The sequence below is a fragment of the Candidatus Corynebacterium faecigallinarum genome (assembly GCF_052264515.1).
Taxonomy (GTDB): domain Bacteria; phylum Actinomycetota; class Actinomycetes; order Mycobacteriales; family Mycobacteriaceae; genus Corynebacterium; species Corynebacterium faecigallinarum.
In genome coordinates, this window is record NZ_JBQQOC010000006.1 from 34,437 (window position 1) to 56,822 (window position 22,386).

The 22,386-nt window shown below is 67.7% G+C and carries 21 protein-coding genes and 1 tRNA gene; 13 read left to right on the forward strand and 9 right to left on the reverse strand.

Translation table 11 applies throughout. From position 1 onward, the window contains the following. Nucleotides 1-216 precede the first annotated feature (216 nt). The 6 genes from ACTXPP_RS04450 (at nt 217) to ACTXPP_RS04475 (ending at nt 4,776) form a co-directional block, all read left to right on the forward strand. Nucleotides 217-1,287, forward strand: a complete 1,071-nt coding sequence (locus tag ACTXPP_RS04450; protein ID WP_301494723.1) for a CpaE-like family protein — start codon at nt 217-219, stop codon at nt 1,285-1,287. Next, complete coding sequence (locus tag ACTXPP_RS04455) at nt 1,284-2,426, forward strand: TadA family conjugal transfer-associated ATPase (RefSeq protein ID WP_301520701.1); 1,143 nt, start codon at nt 1,284-1,286, stop codon at nt 2,424-2,426. The genes ACTXPP_RS04450 and ACTXPP_RS04455 overlap by 4 nt, the downstream gene beginning before the upstream one ends. After that, nucleotides 2,420-3,598: a type II secretion system F family protein gene (locus ACTXPP_RS04460; RefSeq protein ID WP_301520702.1), complete on the forward strand. Its 1,179-nt coding sequence runs from the start codon at nt 2,420-2,422 to the stop codon at nt 3,596-3,598. The genes ACTXPP_RS04455 and ACTXPP_RS04460 overlap by 7 nt, the downstream gene beginning before the upstream one ends. Nucleotides 3,599-3,679: 81 nt before the next feature. Then, the gene (locus ACTXPP_RS04465; protein ID WP_443341110.1) at nt 3,680-4,006 is read left to right on the forward strand and encodes a DUF4244 domain-containing protein; all 327 of its coding nucleotides are present in this window, start codon (nt 3,680-3,682) and stop codon (nt 4,004-4,006) included. 4 nt (nt 4,007-4,010) lie between these two features. Next, on the forward strand, nt 4,011-4,394 hold the full coding sequence (locus ACTXPP_RS04470) for a hypothetical protein (RefSeq protein WP_301494728.1): 384 nt from the start codon (nt 4,011-4,013) through the stop codon (nt 4,392-4,394). Continuing rightward, nucleotides 4,381-4,776, forward strand: coding sequence for an Rv3654c family TadE-like protein (locus ACTXPP_RS04475; protein ID WP_301494730.1), 396 nt, complete (start codon nt 4,381-4,383; stop codon nt 4,774-4,776). The genes ACTXPP_RS04470 and ACTXPP_RS04475 overlap by 14 nt, the downstream gene beginning before the upstream one ends. A 20-nt stretch (nt 4,777-4,796) precedes the next feature. Here the strand turns inward: ACTXPP_RS04475 and ACTXPP_RS04480 are convergent, their stop codons facing one another. The 5 genes from ACTXPP_RS04480 to sftH all read right to left on the reverse strand — a co-directional run bounded on the left by ACTXPP_RS04480 (nt 4,797) and on the right by sftH (nt 10,138). Next, entirely contained in the window at nt 4,797-5,594 is a 798-nt protein-coding gene (locus ACTXPP_RS04480) for a lipase family protein (RefSeq protein ID WP_443341113.1), read from the reverse strand. Further along, complete coding sequence (locus ACTXPP_RS04485) at nt 5,534-5,902, reverse strand: hypothetical protein (RefSeq protein ID WP_443341114.1); 369 nt, start codon at nt 5,900-5,902, stop codon at nt 5,534-5,536. Before ACTXPP_RS04485 ends, ACTXPP_RS04480 begins: the two co-directional genes overlap by 61 nt. A 26-nt stretch (nt 5,903-5,928) precedes the next feature. After that, entirely contained in the window at nt 5,929-6,162 is a 234-nt protein-coding gene (locus ACTXPP_RS04490) for a hypothetical protein (RefSeq protein WP_301494736.1), read from the reverse strand. A gap of 76 nt (nt 6,163-6,238) precedes the next feature. Next, the gene (locus tag ACTXPP_RS04495; protein ID WP_301494738.1) at nt 6,239-7,483 is read right to left on the reverse strand and encodes an alpha/beta hydrolase; all 1,245 of its coding nucleotides are present in this window, start codon (nt 7,481-7,483) and stop codon (nt 6,239-6,241) included. A 126-nt stretch (nt 7,484-7,609) separates the two neighbouring features. Then, entirely contained in the window at nt 7,610-10,138 is a 2,529-nt protein-coding gene (gene sftH, locus ACTXPP_RS04500; protein ID WP_301525356.1) for a DEAD/DEAH box helicase, read from the reverse strand. Between the two features lie 308 nt (nt 10,139-10,446). Here sftH and ACTXPP_RS04505 point away from each other — a divergent pair, with 308 nt between their 5' ends. After that, nucleotides 10,447-10,650 (forward strand): cold-shock protein, encoded by a 204-nt coding sequence (locus ACTXPP_RS04505; RefSeq protein ID WP_301498700.1) that lies wholly within the window; start codon nt 10,447-10,449, stop codon nt 10,648-10,650. Nucleotides 10,651-10,971: 321 nt separating this feature from the next. Here ACTXPP_RS04505 and ACTXPP_RS04510 read toward each other — a convergent pair whose 3' ends face one another. Together ACTXPP_RS04510 and ACTXPP_RS04515 are read right to left on the reverse strand one after the other, a co-directional pair. Continuing rightward, nucleotides 10,972-11,916, reverse strand: a complete 945-nt coding sequence (locus tag ACTXPP_RS04510; RefSeq protein WP_301498699.1) for a putative endonuclease domain-containing protein — start codon at nt 11,914-11,916, stop codon at nt 10,972-10,974. Between the two features lie 463 nt (nt 11,917-12,379). Further along, nucleotides 12,380-12,733: a winged helix-turn-helix transcriptional regulator gene (locus ACTXPP_RS04515; RefSeq protein WP_301498697.1), complete on the reverse strand. Its 354-nt coding sequence runs from the start codon at nt 12,731-12,733 to the stop codon at nt 12,380-12,382. Between the two features lie 127 nt (nt 12,734-12,860). Between ACTXPP_RS04515 and ACTXPP_RS04520 the strand changes: the two genes are divergently transcribed. After that, nucleotides 12,861-13,502: an NAD(P)-dependent oxidoreductase gene (locus ACTXPP_RS04520; RefSeq protein ID WP_301525009.1), complete on the forward strand. Its 642-nt coding sequence runs from the start codon at nt 12,861-12,863 to the stop codon at nt 13,500-13,502. A 292-nt stretch (nt 13,503-13,794) separates the two neighbouring features. Further along, nucleotides 13,795-16,821 carry a type I DNA topoisomerase gene (gene topA, locus ACTXPP_RS04525; protein WP_301495009.1) on the forward strand — a complete coding sequence of 1,009 codons (3,027 nt, stop codon included), beginning with the start codon at nt 13,795-13,797 and terminating at the stop codon, nt 16,819-16,821. A gap of 188 nt (nt 16,822-17,009) precedes the next feature. Here topA and ACTXPP_RS04530 read toward each other — a convergent pair whose 3' ends face one another. Then, nucleotides 17,010-18,536, reverse strand: coding sequence for an adenylate/guanylate cyclase domain-containing protein (locus ACTXPP_RS04530; RefSeq protein ID WP_443341118.1), 1,527 nt, complete (start codon nt 18,534-18,536; stop codon nt 17,010-17,012). 102 nt (nt 18,537-18,638) lie between these two features. On the opposite strand from ACTXPP_RS04530, the gene ACTXPP_RS04535 reads away from it, so the two are divergent. From ACTXPP_RS04535 to ACTXPP_RS04550, 4 genes are all read left to right on the forward strand, one after another. Continuing rightward, nucleotides 18,639-19,901, forward strand: coding sequence for a DNA polymerase III subunit delta' (locus tag ACTXPP_RS04535; protein WP_443341184.1), 1,263 nt, complete (start codon nt 18,639-18,641; stop codon nt 19,899-19,901). A gap of 102 nt (nt 19,902-20,003) precedes the next feature. Continuing rightward, nucleotides 20,004-20,076, forward strand: a tRNA-Thr gene (locus tag ACTXPP_RS04540). A gap of 134 nt (nt 20,077-20,210) precedes the next feature. After that, a complete protein-coding gene (locus ACTXPP_RS04545; RefSeq protein WP_443341120.1) occupies nt 20,211-20,981 on the forward strand; it encodes a metal-dependent hydrolase in 771 nt (256 codons plus the stop codon). A gap of 80 nt (nt 20,982-21,061) precedes the next feature. Further along, nucleotides 21,062-21,628 carry a TIGR03086 family metal-binding protein gene (locus tag ACTXPP_RS04550; protein WP_301520203.1) on the forward strand — a complete coding sequence of 189 codons (567 nt, stop codon included), beginning with the start codon at nt 21,062-21,064 and terminating at the stop codon, nt 21,626-21,628. Nucleotides 21,629-22,008: 380 nt separating this feature from the next. On the opposite strand, the gene ACTXPP_RS04555 is transcribed toward ACTXPP_RS04550, so the two are convergent. Further along, entirely contained in the window at nt 22,009-22,386 is a 378-nt protein-coding gene (locus tag ACTXPP_RS04555) for a YccF domain-containing protein (RefSeq protein WP_301495015.1), read from the reverse strand.

Consider the following 22,386-nt stretch of genomic DNA (forward strand, 5'->3'; position numbering starts at 1 on the left):
GAGGTGGTTTCGGGCGACGTCACCACGTTATCCACAATACCGGCGAAACCATGACGGAAGTTATCCACACAGGATGGCCCTGGCGGGGGCGATCCTTCCCAGCGCACCCCACCTGCTGCCATGCTGTGCGCCATGAGGGGACTGAACAGACTTCCACGACCGCACCTGCCGGCACGGGCTCGGGTGCCGGGGCGCCGTACATCCACACCACGACCGGTGGAACTCGTCATCGAGGATCCGGGCCTGGCGGACGAGGTCGGCCTCGCCGTCGCCGTCACCGGCCGACGGCTGCTGGTGGCAGGGGTGACGGAGGGGACCGGGGGCGACCGGTCTGACCGGCTGCCACCGGAGCGGATCGTGGTGACCGACAGCGCTGGTGGTGACGGGAGTGACGGCAGCGACAGCGGGGCCGGCGCGGGGCCGGCCGACGGGGTCTACGAGATCAGGGTGTCCGCACACCAGCGTCAGGACGCCCTGCAGATCCCGGAACAGTCGGCGGAGCTGGCGGCGATGATCGGTTGTGCGGATCCGGTCGACATCTCGGTGCACGGCATCGTCGGCGGCGCCGGGGCCAGTGTCTTCGCCGCGGCGCTGGCGGGAACGGTCGCGGAGATGACCGACGGGGAGGCCGTCCTGGTCGATGCCGACCGCGATGCCTGGTCGGGACACCACCACCTGCTGCTCGGGCTGGAAGGCCGCGAACACGGCGGTCGACCGGAGAGCGGCGACAGCGGCGACAGTGGTGACAGTGGTGAGAAGCGAGACACTCCGCAACGGTGGCGGGCCGCGCAGGTGTGGGCCGATGATGTGGCGGTGGTGGACAGCCCTGCCGGGGCAGCAGGAACCGGGGGGTGTCCGTTGCGTGACGGTGTCGTCGGTGGCCTCGGGCTGTCCATCGTCCGCGACCATGGCAGGGTATCTTCCTCGCCACCGGCACTGACACCGGCCTCGGCACAGGGTGCCGGGGCGCAGGCAGCGGGTACGTGGCACGGACGATACCGCCGCCACCGTGTCATCGTCGTCCCGCAGACCGTCCCCGGGGTTCTGGCGGCCCGTCGGGAATGCGCCGCCGACCCGGAGACATGGGTGGTGCTGCGGGAACTGCCCCGGTCGGGACTGACCTGGAACCAGACGTTGAGCCTGCTGGGCCGCCAACCGGACGTCACCTGGCAGGACGACCCTTTCCTCACGGTGGACATCGACCGCGGGGACTTCCGGACCACCGGGCAGGCAGCAGGTACGGCAGGCGGGGCGGCGCGCGCACTGTGGGAGGTGATGGTGCGATGACCAGGTGGTGCCGCGCGAGGGCACAGGGGAACAACCAGCGCGACGGCACCGGCTCGGTGTCGGTCATCGACCGGGTCCGCAATGAACTCGTCGACCGCCTGGTGGTGGATCCGACCGATCAGGACATCACCTCGGTGATCGAGCACCTGGACCTCGGCGGCGTCGAGGACGTGCGGAACCTGAGCCGTGAGTTCTCCGGTCTCGGCGAACTGGCCGTGCCACTGTGTGACCCGGAGGTCACCGATGTGCTGCTCAACGGGCCCGGCGCGGTCTGGGTCGACCGCGGGCGAGGTGTGGAACCCACCGATGTTCGGGTCGACGATGCTGAGGCGTGCCGGGACATTGCCGTGCGCCTGGCGGCGTCCTGCGGGGTACGGCTCGACGACGCCCACCCGTTCGCCGACGGCATCATCACCGACCTGCCGGCCGGGGTCTCGGCGGTGGGGGTGCGGGTCCATGCGGTGCTCGATCCGCCGTCGGGACTGGGACCGTGCATCAGTCTGCGGGCGTTGTCCCCGGCCCACCGTGACCTGCAGGTGCTGCAGGACGCCGGGATGTACCCGGCCGAGGTCGCGCACCTGTTGCGAGAGTTGGTTGCCGAGAAACAGTCGTTCCTGGTCAGTGGTGGTACCGGTACCGGCAAGACCACATTGCTCTCGGCGTTGCTTGCCGAGATCCCTCACGATCAGCGGATCCTGCAGGTCGAGGACACCCCGGAATTGTTCCCGGGCCATCCCCATGCAGTCAGCCTGAGGACCCGGGAACCCGGTCCGGACGGCACCGGAGGGATCGACATGCGTGTACTGGTGCGACAGAGTCTGCGGATGCGACCGGACCGGATCATCGTCGGGGAGGTCAGGGGTGCGGAGATCGCCGAGCTGCTGCTGGCGTTCAACACCGGACACGGCGGCAGCGCCGGGACCGTCCACGCGAACAGTCTTGCCGCAGTCCCGGGGCGTCTCGAGGCGCTGGGGGCGTTGGCCGGGATGCCGGCGGAGACGGTGGCCCGGCAGGTCGGCGACGGTGTGGACACTGTTGTGCACCTGGACCGGGTGGCCGGGCGTCGGTTCGTCCGGGAGGTCGGACGCCTGGTCTGCTCCGAGGGAACCCTCCGGGTGGAACGGCAGTGGTCATGTTGACGCCGGTGGCGCTGACCGGGGCGGCAGCGATGGTCACGGTCACCGGTCGACGGGTGGCGCTGGCTGCGATGGAATTGTCGCACCGGGGTGTGCGGACCAGGGCACTGCGGGAGTTCACCGATGCGCTGTCTGTCGAACTGACCGTGGGAGCGCGTCCGGTGCAGGCTGCCGAACATGCTGTGGCCGCAGTGGCACAGACCCCGGAGGCCCGGCGTCGCGCTGGGGCAGGACTGGTGGAACAGTTGCGTCGGGAGGTCGGACGGGCCCGCCTGGGTGGGGACGTCGGTGTCAGCGGGGCCGGTGCCAGCGGGGCCGGCGACAGCACTGGCGACGGCACCGGTGAGGAGGTGTATCAGGTACTCCGCTTGTGGTCGGTCGCGCAACGTCATGGCCTGGCCCTGGGACAGGTCATGCGTCGTCGGGTCGACGGTATCGAGGCCCAGCTGACCCACCTGGGGCACACGTCCAGTGCCCTGGCCGGCGCGCGGCTCACCGAGATCATCCTGCTCCTGCTGCCGGTGGGGGCGATGGGGATCGGCCAGTCGATGGGTGTGGCACCGGTGGGGTTCCTGGTGGGCAATGTCCTGGGCGTGCTGGTGCTGCTCGCCGGGATCCTGCTGGCCTGTGCCGGGGTGTTGTGGGTGGAGTCGTTGACGGTGACGGTCCTCGGCGGGGTCGGCGGTCGCGCCGGGCCACCGGAGTTGGCCGCCGCCGGAGTCCTCGACGTCTTCGCCGCGGCACTGGCCGCCGGGTTACCGGTGGTCGGGGCGTGGCGGGTCGCCGTGGACGCCACAGCACCAGGGGACGGTGGGGACTGTGACGATCGGGACAGTGGCAGTGGGAGCAGCGGGGGATTGGTACGCACGTCCCTGGAGCAGGTCGCGGCACTGCTGGAGCTCGGCTCCGGCGCGCAGGCGTGGCATCCACTGCTCGACGACGAGTGTTTCGGACCGGTCGCCCGGCGTGCCGCCATCCAGGCCCGCAACGGTGCCCGGATGTCCGAGGAGATCCTCGGACTCGCCGACCGGCTGCGGCGCACCGCCGGTGACCGGTCGAGGGCGGGGGCCGAGCGGGTGCTCGTGGCCGTCGCCGCCCCACTGACACTGTGCTTCCTCCCGGCGTTCGTGCTGGTTGGGCTGGTGCCACTGGTGGTGGGGTTCGCCGGGGTATGACCGGCACCGCACGACAGAGAGAGTCAGACAGAGATCAGCACTACACCCGTGGAGAGTCCACGAGGAAAAGGAGTAATGACCATGAATGACACGACAGTGAAGGACAAGACCGTGAATGAGACGACCGTGAACGAGACGACCGCACATGAGACGATCGCAGCAGAACCGGACGCACAGTCCCGTGCCGCCGAGCAGGAGCAGGCCGCGGAGCAGGAGCGGGCCGCGGAGGTGGCGGATTCCGGGGTGATAGACACCGTCCTGCATGATGACCGGGGGATGTCGACCATCGAATACGCCCTGGGATGCGTGGCCGCAGCCGCCCTGGGAGCGTTGCTGTACATGGTCGTCACCTCGGACGCGGTGGAGTCGGCGTTGACCGCCATCTTCCAGCGCGCACTGGACGAGTAAGCCGGTGTTCCTCCCACCGGCAGGTGACGACCGGGGTTACGTCACGGTCGAAGCAGCCGTGGTGTTCACCGCGATCACCGCGGTCATCGGGGTGGTCATCACCGGGGTCATGACCCTGGCGACCTACCTGTCGGCGGTGGGGATGGCCCGCGACGCCGCCCGGGCGGCCGCCCTGGGTGACGGGGCGTCCGCCCGCACGATTGTCGCCGCCGCGGACCCGGACGCGCAGGTCACGGTGTCGGGGGCGGTCTCACAGACGGCTACGGCACAGCCAGCGGTGACAGCGCAGGACGGAGACAGCCTCGACCTGCTCACCGTCACCGTGGTGGTGCCGGGGAGACTGTTCGACATCTCGGCGACGGCGGTGATCGTCAATGAACCCGACTGAGAACGGAGTTGGTCATCCGCGCCGGGTGCTCGGCGACGACGGCTCGGTGACGATCATCGGTGCCGCAGTGGTCCTGGGGATCATCGCCTGCTGTCTGCTGATCGTGCAGGCAACGATCGAGGTGGTCAGCCATCACCGTGCCGTCGCCGCAGCCGATCTGGTCGCGGTGTCTGCGGCAACCGTCCTGCTGACCGCCGGGGAAACCCGGGCCTGTTCGGTAGCGGCACAGGTCGCCACCGGAAATGGGGCGGAACTGATGTCCTGTCGCACCATCGATGGGACGACGACCAGCCACGGAACCCCCGGTGTCACCGGCATCGCCGTCGACGTCCGGGTGGCATCACGCGATGCCACGGCGTCGGCCGGGCCGGTGGGCCAGTGAGTTCCCGGCGGTGGACCAGGTCAGGCGAAGATACGCCGCAGGAACGGTTCCGAGTCAGCGGTCGACGCCCACACCGTCCCGGAGTGGTCCTGCGGGTACCAGTGCACCTCGACCTGCTCATTGGATCCGGTGAACTGGTTGATCCACACCTCGGAATGCATCGCCAGGCCGATCGGGCTCGGTACATCGATGTCGGTGTACCCGTGGCCCAGGAACACCGGCCGGTCGTAACCGTCGGTCGGGGTGGCCATGTAGTCGCGCAATGCCCGTTCCAGGCCCGGCACACTTGCCAGCGGACGGCTGAAGGCAGTGGCGATATTGGTCGCATTCAACGCCTGGCGTAGTTCACGCAGGCAGGAGGTCTCCGCCGCATCGGCGATCCGCCGGCCTTCGTCGGTCAGTGCCGAGTCCACGTCGATCTCCGGGTGTGCATCACGGAATCCCGCGATGGAGTAGGCCAGATAGGCGTTGATGCTGCCACCCAACGGCACCGGCGGGAACGACGGACCAGAGACCAACGCCAACTCCTCGATATAGGCCGGGGCGCCGGTGGCGACCGCACCACGGTAATTCAGGCCCGCATCAGCGCTGCGTCCGGCCGCATCATGGGCGACATGCAGGGCAGCTCCACCGCCCTGGGACTGGCCGACGACCGCCCACCTCGTCGACAGCTTTCCGGCGGTGGAGTCCAGGGACTGGGCGGCGACCACCGCGTCGACCACGCTGGTGGCGGTGGCCTGTCCGTTGAAGTAACTCATCAACCCCGGGGTGCCGGGACCGGTGTAGTCCGGGGCGACGACGGCGTACCCCTGGGACAACCAGTGGTTGAGGTGTCGGCATCGTTACGGTGGCCCGCCGAGGGCGTGCAGTCGTCGCCGATACCGACGGTGCCGTGGGCCCAGGCGATCACCGGCCACCCCTGCTCCGGTGCCTCACCGTCGGGCAGGTACACCGCCGATGTCGCCCCGGCGATCTCGCCGTGCTGGTCGACGGTGGAGTACAGGAACCGCTGGTTCAGCGCGGCGTCCGGCATGTGCATCGGGGTGTCCAGTGGCACTTCCTTCACAGCGGTACCCGCGGTGTCCGGTAGTTCCAGGTCACCGGTCAGTGCGGAAGCTCCCCTCACGTCGAGCCCCGACCAGTTCGGCTCGGTCAGTTCGCCACCGGATCCTGCATCGGTGAACCCGGGATGAGTGGCTGTGCCGGTGCGAACTGCGCCGCGGCGACCGGAGCGGTCACCGCAGCGGTGACGGCGACGAGGGCGGTCGCACATACCGTGCGCGCGGTGCGTCCTGCATGTGCAGGACGCTCGGCACGCTCGGCACGCTCGGTGCGTCCGGTACGCCGGGTGCGGGCAGGTCGATTCGGGGAGAGGAAGATTGGCACAGTGACTCCAGGAAACGTCAGTAGAACTCAGCACATGCCGGGACAAGGTGACGCTAACTTTAGCCTGGGGATGTCGCTACCGGAACAGTGATTCGAGGAACGGGGTGGAATCCTTCATCGACGCCACCATGGCCCCGCTGTGGTCGGCGTCGTACCAGCGCACATTCACCTGCGCATTCGCCGATGCGTCACCCGTGAACTGCTTCAGCCACATCTCCGAGTTCAACACCAGCCCGACCGGGGTGGGGACGTCCATGTCACGCAGGCCGTGGGCGAGGAAGACCGGACGGTCGTATCCACTGGTCGGGGTGGCCATGTAGTCGCGCAGTGCCGGCTCAAGTCCCGGGACATCTCGCAGGGGACGGGCGAAGGCGTTGGCCATGTTCACCCCGTCCAACGCCCCCTCGAGTGCCCCGTAGCAGGCGGTCTCGGCCATGTCGGCGATGCGGCGACCCTCGGCGGTCAACACGGAATCCACGTCGATCTCCGGGTGGGCCTCGCGGAACCCGGCGATGATGTAGGCGGAGTACACGTTCAGACCCGCTGGCAGCACCACCGGCGGGAAGGACGGCGAACCGGCCAGCACCAGCTCCTCGATATAGGCCGGAGCGCCGGTGGCGACCGCCCCGCGGTAGTCCAGTCCGGCCTCCCGGCTGCGGGCGGTGGCTTCATGGGCGACGTGCAGGGCGGCCCCGCCTCCCTGGGACTGGCCGATGACCGCCCACTGCGTCGACAGGTCCGTCCCCACCGAGTCCAGCTTGTTCGCCGCGGCGACGGAGTCGATGACGTTCGCGGCGGTCACTGACCCATTGAGGTAGCTCATCAGTCCTGGCGTTCCGAGACCGGTGTAGTCCGAGGCGACGACCGCGTAGCCCTGATCGAGCCAGTGGTTGAGGTATCCGGTGTCGCGGGGGCTGCGGTTCTGCGCCGACGGGGTGCACTCGTCGCCGAGCCCGACGGTGCCGTGCGCCCAGGCCAGCACCGGCCACCCGCCCGCTGGTGCATCCCCGGTGGGCAGGAAGACCGCGGCGGTGGACGCCACGACATCCCCGTGCTGGTCGTGGGTGGAATAGGCGAAACGGTGCTGTTCCCCGGCGCTGGCCAGGCCGAGACCGGGGTTCAACGGGACGTCGCCGGCGGGCACGCCCACCTCGTCCGACAGTGGAATGCCGCCGGTCACATCGAGCCCTGACCAGTCCGGGGTGACACGGTTCGGGCCCGGATCGCTGACCGGTGAGCCGGCGTCCAGTGGGGCGGCCCCGGCCGAGGGGACGGTGACGGACGCCGTCACCGTCCCTGTGACAATTCCCGTGGCCACCATCGCTGCAGTGCACAGGACTGCGGCGCTGGCCCGAGAACGGGGTCGGCGGACGGTGCGGGACGGCAGGGTGCGGGGCACGGAGGACTCCTCGTGAACGTGGTGTGATTTTCCCCACGATACGTCCAGTTACTGCGATGCAGCGTCCGCCAATGCGCGCAGCAACACCGCGGCACCATGCTTGAACAGCGGATCATTGCCGTTGCCGCACTTCGGAGACTGCACGCACGACGGGCAGCCCGACTCACACCCGCAGTCCCCCACCACATCGGCGGTCATGGACATCCACGCGGCGAACCGGTCGAAACCGGCCTCGGCGAACCCGGCGCCACCGGCGTAACCGTCGTAGACGTACACCGTGGGTAGTCCGGTGTCGGCGTGCAGCACCGTGGACACCCCGCCGATGTCCCACCGGTCGCAGGTGGCCAGCAGCGGCAGCAGCCCGATCGCCGCATGCTCGGCGGCGTGCAGCGTGCCGGGCCACAACGGTTCCTCGATACCCAGGTCGAGCAGGACGTCCGGCTGGACGGTGTAGGCCACCGCCCTTGTGTGCAGCCGCTGGGCAGGCACGTCCAAGGGCACGGTCTCCAGCACCTCACCGTCGGACAGTCGACGCTGGTAGCCGGTGACCTGGTGGGAGACCTCGACGGAGACATCGGCCAGCCACACCCCCGAATCCGAACCCGAATCCGAACCCGAAACCGATCCCGAATCCTCCTCCGGGGTACCGCCGATCTGCCGGGTACGGTGCACCTGCTCCACCCTGATGTCGGTGGTTTCCTGCGGGCGGGTCGTCCACTCCGGTGTCTCGGGGTGCACCACGGCCACCGAGTCCGCCAGCGACAACTCATCGACGACGAAACTCTCGCCCTGGTGGACGTACACCGCCCCGTCGTGCACGTCGCCGACCGCGCGGGCGGCGTCGACGGTGCCGAGCACCCGGCCGGATTCACCGTCGACGATGACGACCTCCTCACCGGCCCCGCCGCGGATGTTGAGCCGGCCGTGGACCTGCCCGGCGATCTCCAGGTCACAGAACAGGCCCCGTGGCCGGCGACGCAGCGAACCGTCCGTGAGAAGCCCCTCGATCACCCGGTGGACCTGGCCGGGGTCGGAGTCGCTGAACCGGCTGATGTCCGCACTGGTCAGTGGTGCTTCCGCGGCGGCGCACAGCAGGTGGCCCGCCAGGATGTAGGGGTTGGACGGGTTGAACACGCTCGCCTCCACCGGGGTGTCCAGCAGCGCCTCGGGGTGGTGGACCAGGTAGGTGTCCAGTGGGTTGTCGGCGGCGACCATGACCACCAGGCAGCCCTGACCGCGGCGTCCGGCACGTCCTGCCTGTTGCCGGAAACTGGCGACCGTGCCGGGGAAACCACAGGTCACCACCGCATCCAGGCCGCCGACGTCGATGCCCAGCTCCAGTGCGCTGGTGGCGGCCAGGCCCAGCAGGTCGCCATTGTCCAGGCGCTGTTCCAGTTCCCGGCGGGCCTCCGGGGTGTAGCCCGCGCGGTAGGACGCGATGCGTGCGGCGTCGTAGGGACGTCCGGCCGCCGCGAGGTCCTCGGCGCAGGCCAGGGCGGTGATCTCGGCACCGCGGCGGGAGCGTACGAAGGTCAGTGTGCGGGCTCCCTCACCGATCAGCCTGGCCATGATCCCGGCGGCCTCGGTGGTCGCGGCCCGGCGTACCGGCGCGCCGTGCTCTCCGACCCGGCCCTCGATGAAGCCGGGTTCCCACAGTGCGACGGTGCGCTCGCCCTGAGGGGAACCATCGGCGGTCACCGCGGTGACGGCGCGTCCGGTGAGTCGGGCGGCGTGCCGGGCAGGGTCGGCGGTGGTGGCGCTGGCGAGGATCACGGTGGGACGGGCCCCGGCCTGCTCGGCCAAGCGCAGCAGGCGACGCAGTATCAGGGAGACATGTGCGCCGAACACGCCCCGGTAGACGTGGCATTCGTCGACGACGATGAACTGCAGGGTGCGCAGCAGGCGCGACCAGCGGGTGGCCTGTCCGAGGATCGAGGCGTGCACCATGTCCGGGTTGGAGACGATGATGCGCGCCTCGTCGCGGATCGTGCGGCGGGCCTCCGGTGGGGTGTCGCCGTCATAGGAGGCGACCATGACGTGGCGCAGAGCGGGCACCGCCGAGCACAGCCGTGCCAGGGTGCCGAGCTGGTCCTGGGCCAGCGCCTTGGTGGGCGAGAGGTAGAGGCAGGACGCGGTGGCCGGGGTTGCGGCGGGGGTAGTGCGGCCGACGGTGGGGGCGACGGGTCGGCCGGTGGGTCGGCTGGTGGTCGGGTTGCGCTCGGCGGCGAGGTAGGAGAGGACCGGGAGCTGGTATCCGAGGGACTTCCCGGAGGCTGTGCCGGTGGACACCACCACGTCACGACCGGCCCAGGCGTGCTCGGCGGTGGCTACCTGGTGGCTCCAGGGTGTGGCGACCCCGGCGTCGACGAGGTGGTCGCGCAGGTCCGGGTTGACCCAGTCTGGCCAGGTCACCGGCTGTGCGTGACGGGCGGGCTCGGTGCGGGAGTGGGTCAGTGGGGAGGGATCGTCCGCCGGTGTCGGTGTCAGTGCCGTCGGCGGGGGATCTGCTGTTGCAGCCGATTCCGGTACGGCCGGGACAAGGATGTCCAGTAGTTCGGCACCATAGGAATCACTCATGGTGAACAGTGTAGAAACACCCTGGTCCGCGCGTCGGCCCAGGGGCCGAACTGAGTGTTTGCGGAGAATGCGGTGATTCATATGGTGTTTGACAGCCGAACGTGGAACACTGGTGGCTGGTCACAGTTTCTGTGCGTCGCTTTGCTCGCTGCTTTTTACGGTTTCACCCGCAGACAGTAGGTAAAACGTTCGCGGGAGTTGTTTGCATGCGAACGGACCAACCATCCGGGTGGTTCGAGCATCGGCCCGGTGTTCCTGCGAAGAGTTGGCAGGGCACCGATCACCGAGAAAGTAAGTAAGGAAAGAACATGGCACAGGGAACCGTCAAGTGGTTCAACGCCGAAAAGGGCTACGGCTTCATCGCTCCGAACGATGGCGGCGACGACGTCTTCGTCCACTACTCCGAGATCCAGGGCAACGGCTTCCGTACCCTCGAGGAGAACCAGCAGGTCGAGTTCGAGATCGGCGAGGGCGCCAAGGGCCCGCAGGCTCAGCAGGTCACCGCTCTCTAAGACTTCTGGCGCCGTCCCCGTAAAAAGGGACGGGATCAGATGGTGGTTCCGTTTTTCGGCGGAACCTTGACGCGCCGCCGTCACCGGATAATCTCCGGTGGCGGCGGTGTTTCGTCATGTCCGGGGGCTGCATCCGGGAGCTATGAAGATCGCGGCGTTTCGGTGGGCAGTGCGTCATTGAAGTGTGCACAGCGTCATCGCAGAATGTCGTCCTGGGCCTTGTGGGCGACATTCTTCGATGACGCTGAGCACGGTGCGATGACGTGGAGGTGAGGGGGTCCTGTCCTGCCCGGGCGTTACGCCTTACCTGGGCGTCCCGTCCTACCGGAGCGCCTCGCTGACCCGTTCGCGTAGTGCGATGACAGCGTCGGGGTCCTTCAGGTCCTCGGCGACGACCCGAATCACCTGGCCTCCGTTGCGTTCTAGTGCCGCCAGCACCTTTGAATCATGGTCGCGCTGCGAACGATGGAGATGGTGGATACCGTCGTAGAACAGGTGCACGCCGTATTCTTCCCAGCCCAGGTCAGACACCGTGAGTAGGGAACCGTCCTCCTTGAATACCGGGATCTGGCTGCGCAGGCCAGAGGCAAGATCACTGACCACCAACCGGAGCATCGTCTCTGGTGGAGACTCCGCCCCGACATCCGTTGATCCCAGTACCTTGGCCCTGAGCAGAGCATCGGCGCCTCCTGGGACGCGCAGTGCATCGGGATTGCCCGGCCGGGTCTTTCCGAGGGCCTGGTGGAAACTGTCGGAGACCTGGACACACTTGATGAACTCCGGGGACAGTTCGGGGCGGAGAGAGGTGAGGTCTGGAGCGGTCCATTGTCGACCGTCGGAGCTTGTCGTCTCCATGATGTGCCGGAGCATGTGGGACAACGTGGTCCCTGGGCTCGCCACCCGAAGCCCGTCGAAGTCGCCGCTCAAGGTCTCCGCGGAAAAGAGATGGGTGGGGTGGTGCCGGGTGGGGCGTACCAGGACATGGTCGGGTGCCCTGGTGGGGGATGAACCTGGAGAGGAAAGGAACTCAAGCAGTTCCTCCTCGACGAAGTACGTCATTCCGTAGGCTGATGCCCCACCGAAGCCGGTAGCGATGCGGTCTGGGTGCCGAATCAGGTGGGCGAGGGTGAGCATGGCCGCGGGAATGCGTCGGCGCCTGGTGTGACCGGTATCCGTGGTCTCCGGAAGAAGACTGTCGTTGTTGAGGTAGATGCCGTATTCGATGCGGGTGTAGTTGGCCCGGATCGACGCGCGGGTGGTCCCCATGCTGATGAGATCAGCCCTTGCCAGGGGCCGCCGGCCGGCCAGCGGAGACCGTCGCTTGCTGTGTCGCCAGGAGATCCGGTTGCGGTACCAGTCGGACGGTGTGCACTCCGGGGTGTGTCCTGGGAGTGCTGATTTCAGACTTGATCTGCTGTTTTGATCGGTTGTCGCCGGAGTCGCCGGAGTCGCCGATGTCGCGGATGTCGCCGATGAATGTGTGCTGCCATGTGAGGATGTGTCATGAGAGTCCACCCCGGCCTCGCCCCCTTGAGTCCATGCGATCATTCAACTACATATCCGCCGGGTTGGGTAGTGAGTGCTGGGAAGTCATCGGAGAGTGTCCAGCGTCATCGAAGAATGTCGTTCAGGAGGGTCGGATCGACATTCTTGGATGACGCTGAGCACGGTGCGATGACACGGAGGTGGTGGAACCGTGGACGACGGCGCTGAAGTGCGGTCGGGCGCCTTAGTGGTCCTCGCGGTGGGAGACGACGGCGTCCATGCTCTGCACGGTCCAGTCGAACAGGGCGTGTATCGGGGAAAGTGCTGATCGGCCCAGGTTGGTGAGGTCGTAGACCACGCGCGGGGGGATCTCGGGGAAGGCGGTCCGTGCCACCAGGCCGTCGGCGGTCAGTGCAGACAGGCGTTGGGACAAGACCCGGTCCGAGATGCCGTCGACGGCGGCCTGCAGGTCGCGGTTGCGCAGAGTGCCATTCTCAAGGGCGAGGATGATCAGCATGTTCCACCGGTCGCCGACTTCGGTGAAGAGGCTGCGGCTCGGGCACTCGCGCGCGGCGGGGTTCCATGCTGGGATCGTCATAGGGGTCACGCTACCACCAGGCCGTAGCTAGAAAAAGTCATTCAGGAAGTCGCTTTACAAAGGGAAGTGACGTGGTTACGGTGGGTTCCGAACGATACATCAGCAACGAAGTACCAGGAGGAACAGCATGAGCGCAATCACCATCTACGGTGCCACCGGAATGGTCGGCCACGACATCGCCCAGCAGGCCGCCGACCGCGGACACCAGGTCACCGGGGTCTCCCGCAGCACCGAGCCGTCCAACACCGTCGACGGCGTCACCTACGTCACCGGCGAGGTTGCCGACGCTGCCGACGTCGTCGCCAAAGCACAGGACGCCGACATCGTGGTGATCTCCGTCCCCGGCCCGCGCGACGGCAGCTCCGTCCAGCCGATCATCGACGCCCACGCCGCCCTGGTCCCGGCACTCGCCGAGTCACCGGTGGCAGCGAACACCCGTTTCTTCATTGTGGGCGGCGCAGGTGCGACCCTCACCGAGGACGGGACGATGCTGCTCGACACCCCCGGGTTCCCGGAGGCGTACAAGCCTGAGGCACAGTCCTTCGCTGAAATCCTCGACCTCTACAAGACATCGCCCGAGAACCTTGACTGGGTCATGCTGGCACCCGCCCCGGAGATCGGCCCGGGGCCAGCGGCAGCGTCCTACGACCTCGGCGGCGACCACCCCGCTGGTGCTGCCGTGACCGCCGGAACCTTCGCCGTTGCGACCCTGGATGAGCTGGAGACCCCGGCCCACCGTCGTCAGCGTTTCACCGTCGCCGACGCCTGAGGTCGCGGGCAACTGGAGCACCACGGGACGGCCGAGTAGGCGGCTGTCGGGAGGGGCATCGGGGAGGACGTCGGATATGACGTCAGGAAGGGCGTCCCGCCCTGCCGGAAGGCGGGCCCCGACTCCCCCAGGGGGCAGGGTTTGCCGACTCTTGTCCGCAGTGACGTGTATGGTCTCACCTCGAACCCCTCTGTGCGTCGTGATCACGGTGCCGGACACCGCAGATCCCGGCCCTGGACAGAGTGGAGGCCGGGAGACACCGGCGAGGATTGAGAAGGTGGGAGAAATCTCTATGGCAGCGCAGGACACCGCGACCGGTGGCAAGAAACTCGTGATCGTCGAGTCGGCCACAAAGGCGAAGAAAATCCAGCGCTTCCTGGGCGACAACTACCTCGTCGACGCCTCTGTCGGGCACATCCGCGACCTCCCCCGCGGTGCCGCCGACGTCCCCGCCAAGTACAAGAAGGAGCCCTGGGCCCGTCTCGGGGTCAACGTCGACGACGACTTCGAGCCGCTGTACGTGGTGAACCCGGACAAGAAGAAGAAGGTCACCGAGCTCAAAGCCAAGCTCAAGCAGTCCGATGTCGTCTACCTCGCGACAGACCCCGACCGTGAGGGCGAGGCCATCGCCTGGCACCTGCTGGAGGTCCTGAAGCCCAAGGTGCCGGTGCGCCGCATGGTCTTCCACGAGATCACCGAGGCTGCCATCAAGGAGGCCGCGGAGAACACCCGCGAGCTCGACCACGACCTGGTCGACGCCCAGGAGACCCGCCGTGTCCTCGACCGTCTCTACGGCTACGAGGTCTCCCCGGTGCTGTGGAAGAAGGTCATGCCGCGACTGTCGGCCGGACGCGTCCAGTCCGTGGCCACCCGCGTGATCGTCGAGCGTGAGCGCGAGCGCATGGCGTTCGTCTCCGCCGAGTACTGGGACCTCACCGCCACCCTCGACGCCAGCGGTGCCGCCTCGGCTGCGGCCGGGCAGGACGCTTCGGCCAACCCGATGTCCTTCCAGGCGAGCCTCGCCGCCGTCGACGGTAGGCGCGTGGCCCAGGGCCGTGACTTCGGCGACGACGGTGTGCTGAAGACCGGCAAGGCCCAGGAGAATGTCACCGTCATCGACAAGTCCACCGCCGAAGCCCTGGCCGAGGGGCTGGCCGGGGCGTCGATGAACGTCACCGCGGTGGAGGAGAAGCCGTACACCCGGCGCCCCTACCCGCCGTTCATGACCTCCACGCTGCAGCAGGAGGCCGGCCGCAAGTTGCACTACTCCTCGGACCGCACGATGCGTATCGCGCAGCGGCTCTACGAGAACGGCCACATCACCTATATGCGTACCGACTCCACGAGCCTGTCGAAGGCCGGCATCGACGCCGCCCGGCAGCAGGCCAAGGAGCTCTACGGGCCGTCCTACGTGCACGATGCGCCGCGTCAGTACACCCGCAAGGTGAAGAACAGCCAGGAGGCGCACGAGGCGATCCGTCCGGCCGGCGAGACCTTCGCCACCCCCGGCAAGCTCGCCGGACAGCTCGACGCCGAGGAGTTCAAGCTCTACGAGCTGATCTGGCAGCGCACCGTCGCCTCGCAGATGTCCGACGCCCGAGGTACCTCGATGAAGGTCACCGTCTCCGGCACGGCGAAGACCGGCAATGACGTGGACTTCCAGGCCACCGGACGCACCATCACCTTCCCTGGTTTCCTCAAGGCCTACGTGGAGACCACGCAGACCGCCGACGGTCGCAATGTCGCCGACAACGCCGAGAAGGCGCTGCCGGTGCTGACCGAGGGCGACGTTTTGACCACGGAGAAGGTCACCGCCGACGGTCACTCCACCAACCCGCCCGCCCGCTTCACCGAAGCCTCCCTGGTCAAGACGATGGAGGAGCTCGGCATCGGTCGTCCGTCGACCTATGCCTCGATCATCAACACCATCAAGGCACGCGGGTACGTCGTCGCCCGCGGTTCCGCCCTGGTGCCCAGCTGGGTCGCCTTCGCGGTGGTGGGTCTGCTGGAGCAGAGCTTCAGTTCGCTGGTGGACTACGAGTTCACCTCCTCGATGGAGGACGAGCTCGACGAGATCGCCCGCGGTGACCAGGACCGTTCGCAGTGGCTGCGGGGGTTCTACTTCGGTGACGAGAAGGCGTCCGACAACACCGCCGACACCGTCGCCCGGCTGGGCGGCCTGAAGCACCTGGTCGGCGACAACCTGGAGCAGATCGACGCCCGCAAGGTGAACTCCCTGCACCTGTTCGACGACGCCGACGGCATCCCCGTCATCGTCCGGGTGGGACGCTACGGCCCCTACCTGGAGCGCACCAAGCCGGTGCCCGCCGGTTCCCCCGAGGGCACCGAGCCGGAGGTGCAGCGTGCGAACCTGCCGGAGTCGATGACCCCGGACGAGTTGAGCCTCGAGGTCGCCGAGAAGCTCTTCGCCACCCCGCAGGGTGGTCGTGAGGTCGGGGTGAACCCGGCCAACGGCCGGATGATCATGGCTCGTGAGGGACGCTACGGGCCGTACGTCACCGAGAAGGTGAAGGACGATGAGGAGGCTCGCGTCACCGCGGAGGCGGAGAAGACCGTCGAGGCCGAGCGTGACGCCGATGACGCCGCCCGTGCCGAGGAGGGCAAGAAGCCGCTGAGCCGGGAGACCAAGACCGCTGAGAACCGCAAGGCCAAGCGGATCAAGGAGATCCTGGATGAGACCCTCAAGCCGAAGACGGCGTCACTGTTCGCCTCGATGGACCCGGCGACGGTGACCCTGGATGAGGCACTGAAGCTGATGAGCCTGCCGCGCGAGGTCGGTGTGGATCCGTCCGACGGTGAGATGATCACCGCCCAGAACGGCCGGTACGGCGCGTACCTGAAGAAGGGCAATGACTCCCGCTCGCTGGCGAATGAGGAGCAGATCTTCACCGTCACCCTGGACGAGGCACGGCGGATCTACGCTGAGCCGAAGCGTCGGGGCCGCGCTGCCGCTAAACCGCCGCTGAAGCAGCTGGGTGACAATGACGTCTCCGGCAAGCCGATGACGGTGAAGGAGGGTCGCTTCGGTGCCTATGTCACCGACGGGACGACGAATGCCTCGCTGCGCCGTGGTGACTCCCCGGAGACCATGACCGATGCCCGGGGCAATGAGCTGCTCAGTGAGCGTCGTGCCAAGGAGGCCGCCGACGGTGGCTCGCCGGCCAAGAAGTCGGCGAAGTCGGCGCGGAAGTCGCCGGCGAAGAAGGCCGCCAAGAAGACGACGAAGAAGTCCACGAAGACGGCTAAGAAGTCAACGGCGAAGAAGACCACGGCGAAGAAGACCACGAAGAAGGCCTGATACCCCGCTGCAGGTCCCGTGGCGCCCTCCCGGTGCGGCCGTGGCACCCGTCAGCGCTCTCACTCCCGCTCCCGGGTGGTTTGACCCCTTCAAACCACCCGGGAGCGGGAGTGAGGTGTCAGAAGGTGGCTGTGACCGCGCTTGCCTGGTGACTACCCGCGCCTACCCGCGCTCCCGGCCCCGCGCTACTACCCGCGCTCAGCCAGCGTCGGACGGATCGGCCGGGCCAGCTGCGTCATCGACTTACGACCCCGCAGCTCCACCGACTTCATCACGGTCCACCGCGAATGCTCGGCTTCATTGGCCTGGCGCAGCGTCGCCGCATTCGTCAGCACCTGGCCGGGCGTGTCCTTTGCCAGGTCGGTCAGCCGGGCCGCGGAGTTCACCGCATCGCCGATCACCGTGTACTCGAAACGGTCCTGTGCGCCGATGTGCCCGGCCACGACCTCACCGACGGCGACACCGATACCGGCCGGCAGCTCATGCTCCTGCAGTTCCAGGTTCAACTCCCGGGCGGCGGTCAGGGCATGCCCGGCGATGTCGTCCAGCGGGATTGGTGCGCCGAACACGGCCAGGGCGGCATCGCCCTCGAACTTGTTGATCATGCCCCGGTTGCGGTGCACCACCTCGACGACCTTGTCGAAGAAGCTGTTCAGTGCACTGACCACGTGCTGCGGTTCCCGGGAAACGGCAAACCCGGTGGAGCCGATGACATCGACGAAGAGCACGCCGACGAACCGGTTCTCACCACCGAGCTCCGGCCGCTCCTCGATCGCGCGGCGGGCGACCTCGTCGCCGACGTAGCGTCCGAAAAGCTCCCGGACCTGCTCGCGTTCCCGCAGCCCGGCCATCATCTCGTTGAAGCCGGCCTGCAGCACACCGATCTCGGTGGCGTCATAGATGCGCACCTGGGCCCGGGAATCTCCGCGGCGCACCCGGTTCATGGCGTACTGGAGCTCCCGGATCGGGTCCACCACCGTCATCGTGGTCATCCGGGTTCCGGAGAACCCGGTGAACAGGGCGGTCAGGCTGAGCGCCAGGACACCGGGCAGGATCTTCCGGGCGTCCCCGGGGAAGAATGAGGTGGCCTGTGCCAGCACCATCAGGACCACGCCGATCACCGGTACCGCCGAGGTCAGGATCCACACCATGGTGATCTGCAGCGACAGTGGTGAGATGCGCTCCTGCGGTGCTGGGCTGCGGTCCAGGGCGCGTGCGGCGACGGGGCGGACCAGCCGCTCGGCGACCATGAAGGTCATCAGCACCACCATCGCGCCGCCGAGCACGGCGGTCACCGCGACGGTCAACGCCCATGCCGTGGAGACCTGTAGGGCGACGACAGTGAAGATCACCACGCCGATCGCCCACAACACTGCCCCCAACGTCGCCTGCATGGCGGGGATCCGCAGCACCAGGCTGCGGATGGCGACCGGGTCAGAGGCGGTCGGGTTGCGTTGCCATCGCAGCACCGGGGCGAAGAAGTACAAGGTCATCGAGATGCCGGCGACGAGCGCGATGACGAAGTAGAGGCCGTAGAGGGTGGCGGTCGTGGTGGTGACCGACACCAGTTCCTGCGCCCCGCCCAGAGGGACGAGGAAGCGTAGGAATGTGGCCAGGGCCAATGCGCCGGCGACGTTCACGATCAGCACGGACAGGGCGTACAGCGGCCACGTGGTGCCCCACGCCCACTTGATGTACTGACCCAGTTTCTTCATGTCCTACAGAGTAACCGAGGCCACGGACACGGTGCGGCCGGACTACACTCGTCGGGTGTGACTACCGCAGCGGACAGTACCGACACCGACGCCGCCGACGCCATGGACGTCTTCGGCGCGAGCGTCCTCAGCCCGCATGTGACCGTGCCGCTGCGTGCGGCGGTGGCGGCGGCCCGCAGCCGGGTGGCCGGGGGGCGTTTCGCCGAGCCCTCGGCGACCGCCGACGGGGGACAGGACGCCGCGATGACCCACTCGTGGTTGTTCACCGGGCCGCCCGGGTCAGGACGCAGCGTCGCGGCCAGAGCTTTCGCCACCGCCCTGGTCTGCGACAACCCCGATATCGTGGGCTGTGGTCGGTGCGATCAGTGCCGCTCGGCGGCGGCGGGGAGCCACCCGGACATCACCTGGGTGCACACCGACGGGGTGGTGATCCAGGTGGCGGAGGCCCGCGAGGTCATCCGGACTGCCGCGGCGATGCCGACGGTCGCCCCGTGGCGCATCGTGGTCTTCGAGGACGCCGACAGGTTCAATGACTCCAGTGCCAACGCCCTGCTCAAGAGTATCGAGGAGCCGCCGGAGCGCACCGTGTTCATCCTGTGCGCCCCCAGTACCGACCCGCAGGACATCGCGGTGACCCTGCGGTCGCGGTGCCGGCACCTGTACGTCCCCACCCCTTCGAAGCAGGAGGTGGAGGCGGTGCTGCTCGCCGATGAGAAGCTGGGCCTGTCACCGGAGCAGGCGAACTGGGCGGCGGACGTCTCCGGCGGGCACATCGGCCGGGCCCGGCACCTGGCTTCGCAGGACGCTGCCCGGCAGAAGCGGGCGACCGCGCTAAGGCTGCCGGGACTGGTGTACGAGGGCGCCGGGGCCTACCAGTTCATCACCGAGCTGGTGAAGACGGCGACGGAGGAGGCCGCGGCCTCGGTCGCCGACCGCGATGCCAGGGAGGTCGCCGAACTGGAGAGCGCCCTGGGCGTGGGCGCCAAGGGGCGCGGGGTGGCCAAGGCGCAGGTCGGATCGGTCGGGCAGATCAAGGAGCTGGAGAAGGAGCAGAAGAACCGTCGGACCCGGTTGCTGCGGGATGCACTGGACCTGGCGTTGATCGACATCGCGGGGTTGTACCGCGATGCGATGATGCTCGCCGCCGGCGCGGTGGACGACTCCGGAGCGCCGGTAGGGGGGTATCTTCACCCGGACCAGTTGAAGGTCTCCGGTGAGCTGGCCCGACGCAACCGCCCGGATTCCCTGGTGCGCTGCATCGACGCGGTGTCGGAGTGCCGCACGACCCTCGGCTTCAACGTGAAGCCGGAGGTGGCGCTGACGGCGATGGTGGGCAGGTTGAAGGAGTGCTGCGGGCAGGTCTGAGCCGGTCCTGAGCCGGTCCAGCGTCAGTTCTGAGTCGGTGTCGGTGTGGTGTTCGTGCGGTTTTGTTCAGGCGTGTGTGGGTCGGCTAGGATATGCGCCTGTGCCGCTTTAGCTCAGTCGGTAGAGCGTTTCACTCGTAATGAAAAGGTCGCGAGTTCGATTCTCGCAAGCGGCTCTGTGAAGAAGACCCCCGGAACGACGTCAGTCGCCGGGGGTCTTTTCGTGTCCGAGGCGCCTGCTACAACTTGTTCATGCACGCGCGACCGCGCGAATGTGACACAGCAGAGACGGCAGGAAGGAGCACGCCACATGGTCATGGGGCCCACTCACGCGATGTCCGGGGCAGCCGCCGGGGCGGTGGTCGCTGTGGCCACCGCGGAGCTGACCGGGCAGCCGGTCACAGCGTCGGCGGCGGGCGTACTCATCGGTGTGACTGCCGGCGCGGCGATCCTGCCGGACCTGGACCACCCGTCCGGTACAGCTGCCCGGGTGCTGGGTCCGGTCAGCAGGTTGCTGGCGGTGTTCGTCAACCGGGCCTCGGCGATGATCGCCGAGCTCACCGGCGCGAAAGGACGCACCGTCGGCGGCCACCGCACCACCACGCACACCCTGCTGTTCGCCGTCCTCCTTGCCGCAGCGACGTGGGTGGCGGTGAGCCTGGGCGCACAGAATCTCACCCTGGTCATTTTCGCCACGCTGGTGCTGCTGGCGTTGCATTCCTTGGCCAGGCCGTGGGCCCGGACCTGGGGAGCTGTGGGGTCGGTGGTGGTTGCTGCCGGGCTGACGCTGCTGATTGCCCGCGATATGCCGGACATGCTGTCGGCTCCGGTGATGGCGACAGCCGTGGGGGTCGGGTGCGTGACCCATTGTGTGGGGGACGCGGTGACCCGCAGCGGGGTGCCCCTGTTCGCTCCACTGGTCCCGGTCGGTGGGGACCGCTGGGGGTCGGTGCACCTGTTGCCCGGCCCGATGCGGATCCGGGCCTCGGGGCCCGGCGACAGCCTGGTCATGGTGGCATGTGTTGCGGCACTGGTGTTCGTGCTGGTCCAGGGTTGGAACCAGGGTCTGATCGTGGCTTGACGAGTACGCTGGACACCAGTTTCTTTCAGCATGATCCCGACTGATCCCCATAAGTTCACTGACACCGCAGGAGGTTCACCATGGCGTTGCCGAGCGCGCCTGCCGACCGTTTCCGTGAGGTCGCCGCAGGCTTCACCGCCCAGACCGAGGATGTTGACTGGGACGCCCAGACACCGTGCGACGAATGGCGGGCCCGGGACCTGATCGGGCACCTGCTCAGCTGGTTCGGGCCGGCCCTGGAGGATGTCGGGGTCGATGTCGAACTCAGCGTAGACCGGGCACAGGATCCGGGCGCAGCATGGGTGGAGTTCGTTGCCCTGGTGCAGCAGACCCTGGATGACCCGCAGAAGGCCGAGGCGCTTGTGACCCGCGGGCCGATCCCGGGACAGTCGCTGGAGCGGAATGCCACCGGGTTCTTCATCCCCGACGTATTCATGCACACCTGGGACCTCGCCCGGTCCCAGGGGCGGGACGTGGAGTTGGACGAGGACTTCGCGGAGAAGAACCTGGGTGGGCTTCGGTCACTGGGGGAGCAGTTGCAGGCGCGTGGGCAGTTCGGCGCCCCTGTCGAGGCCCCTGTCGATGCGAGTTCCACGATCCGCCTGATGGCGTACGTGGGACGTGACCCGGGCTTCGGGTTGGCCTAGACACCCCGCACCCCGCAGCGACGCCCCGTATCACCCCGCGAGAGTGGCTGCGCAGGAGAAAACCCCGCCGGGCCGACAAGGGCCCACGCGGGGTTTCTTCATGACCCGGTCACATGGTGGACCGGGGAGCCTGTTCCTAGACGAACAGGCCGGCGATGGCGTCAACGAAGCCGGTGATGCCGACCTGCAGCAGTCCGACGACGGTGGTGAAGAACTCAGAGATGGTGTCGATCATGGTGTGACCTTCCTTTTCAGATTCGGTATTCCCGACAACTCCGGAACTCTGGCTGGTTCCTCTCAAGCTGTCTCACTGTGGATATCGACGCCAACTCCTATGTGTTGCACACCGGAAGAAATTATTTTCCGGACTGCCGCGGGCACTACCGCCGGGCGCTCACGACCTCCGTGCCGAAGGGGAAGCACGTCACCGGGATCATCTTGATGTTCGCCCAGGCCATGGGTAGTCCGATGATGGTCAGCGCCAGCGGGATCGACGTCAGTACGTGGCCGATCGCCAGCCACCAACCGGCGACCACGAACCAGATCACATTGCCCACACCCGAGGTGATGCCCGACCGTGAGGACGGCACCACGTCGCGTCCGAACGGCCAGAGCACGTACCCGGCGATGCGGAAGGACGCCATCCCGAAGGGAATGGTGACGATGAAGATGCAGGCGATGATTCCGGCGAGGATGTAGCCCAGGAACAGCCAGAAGCCGGAGAACACCAGCCAGATCACGTTGAGGATCAGTCGCAT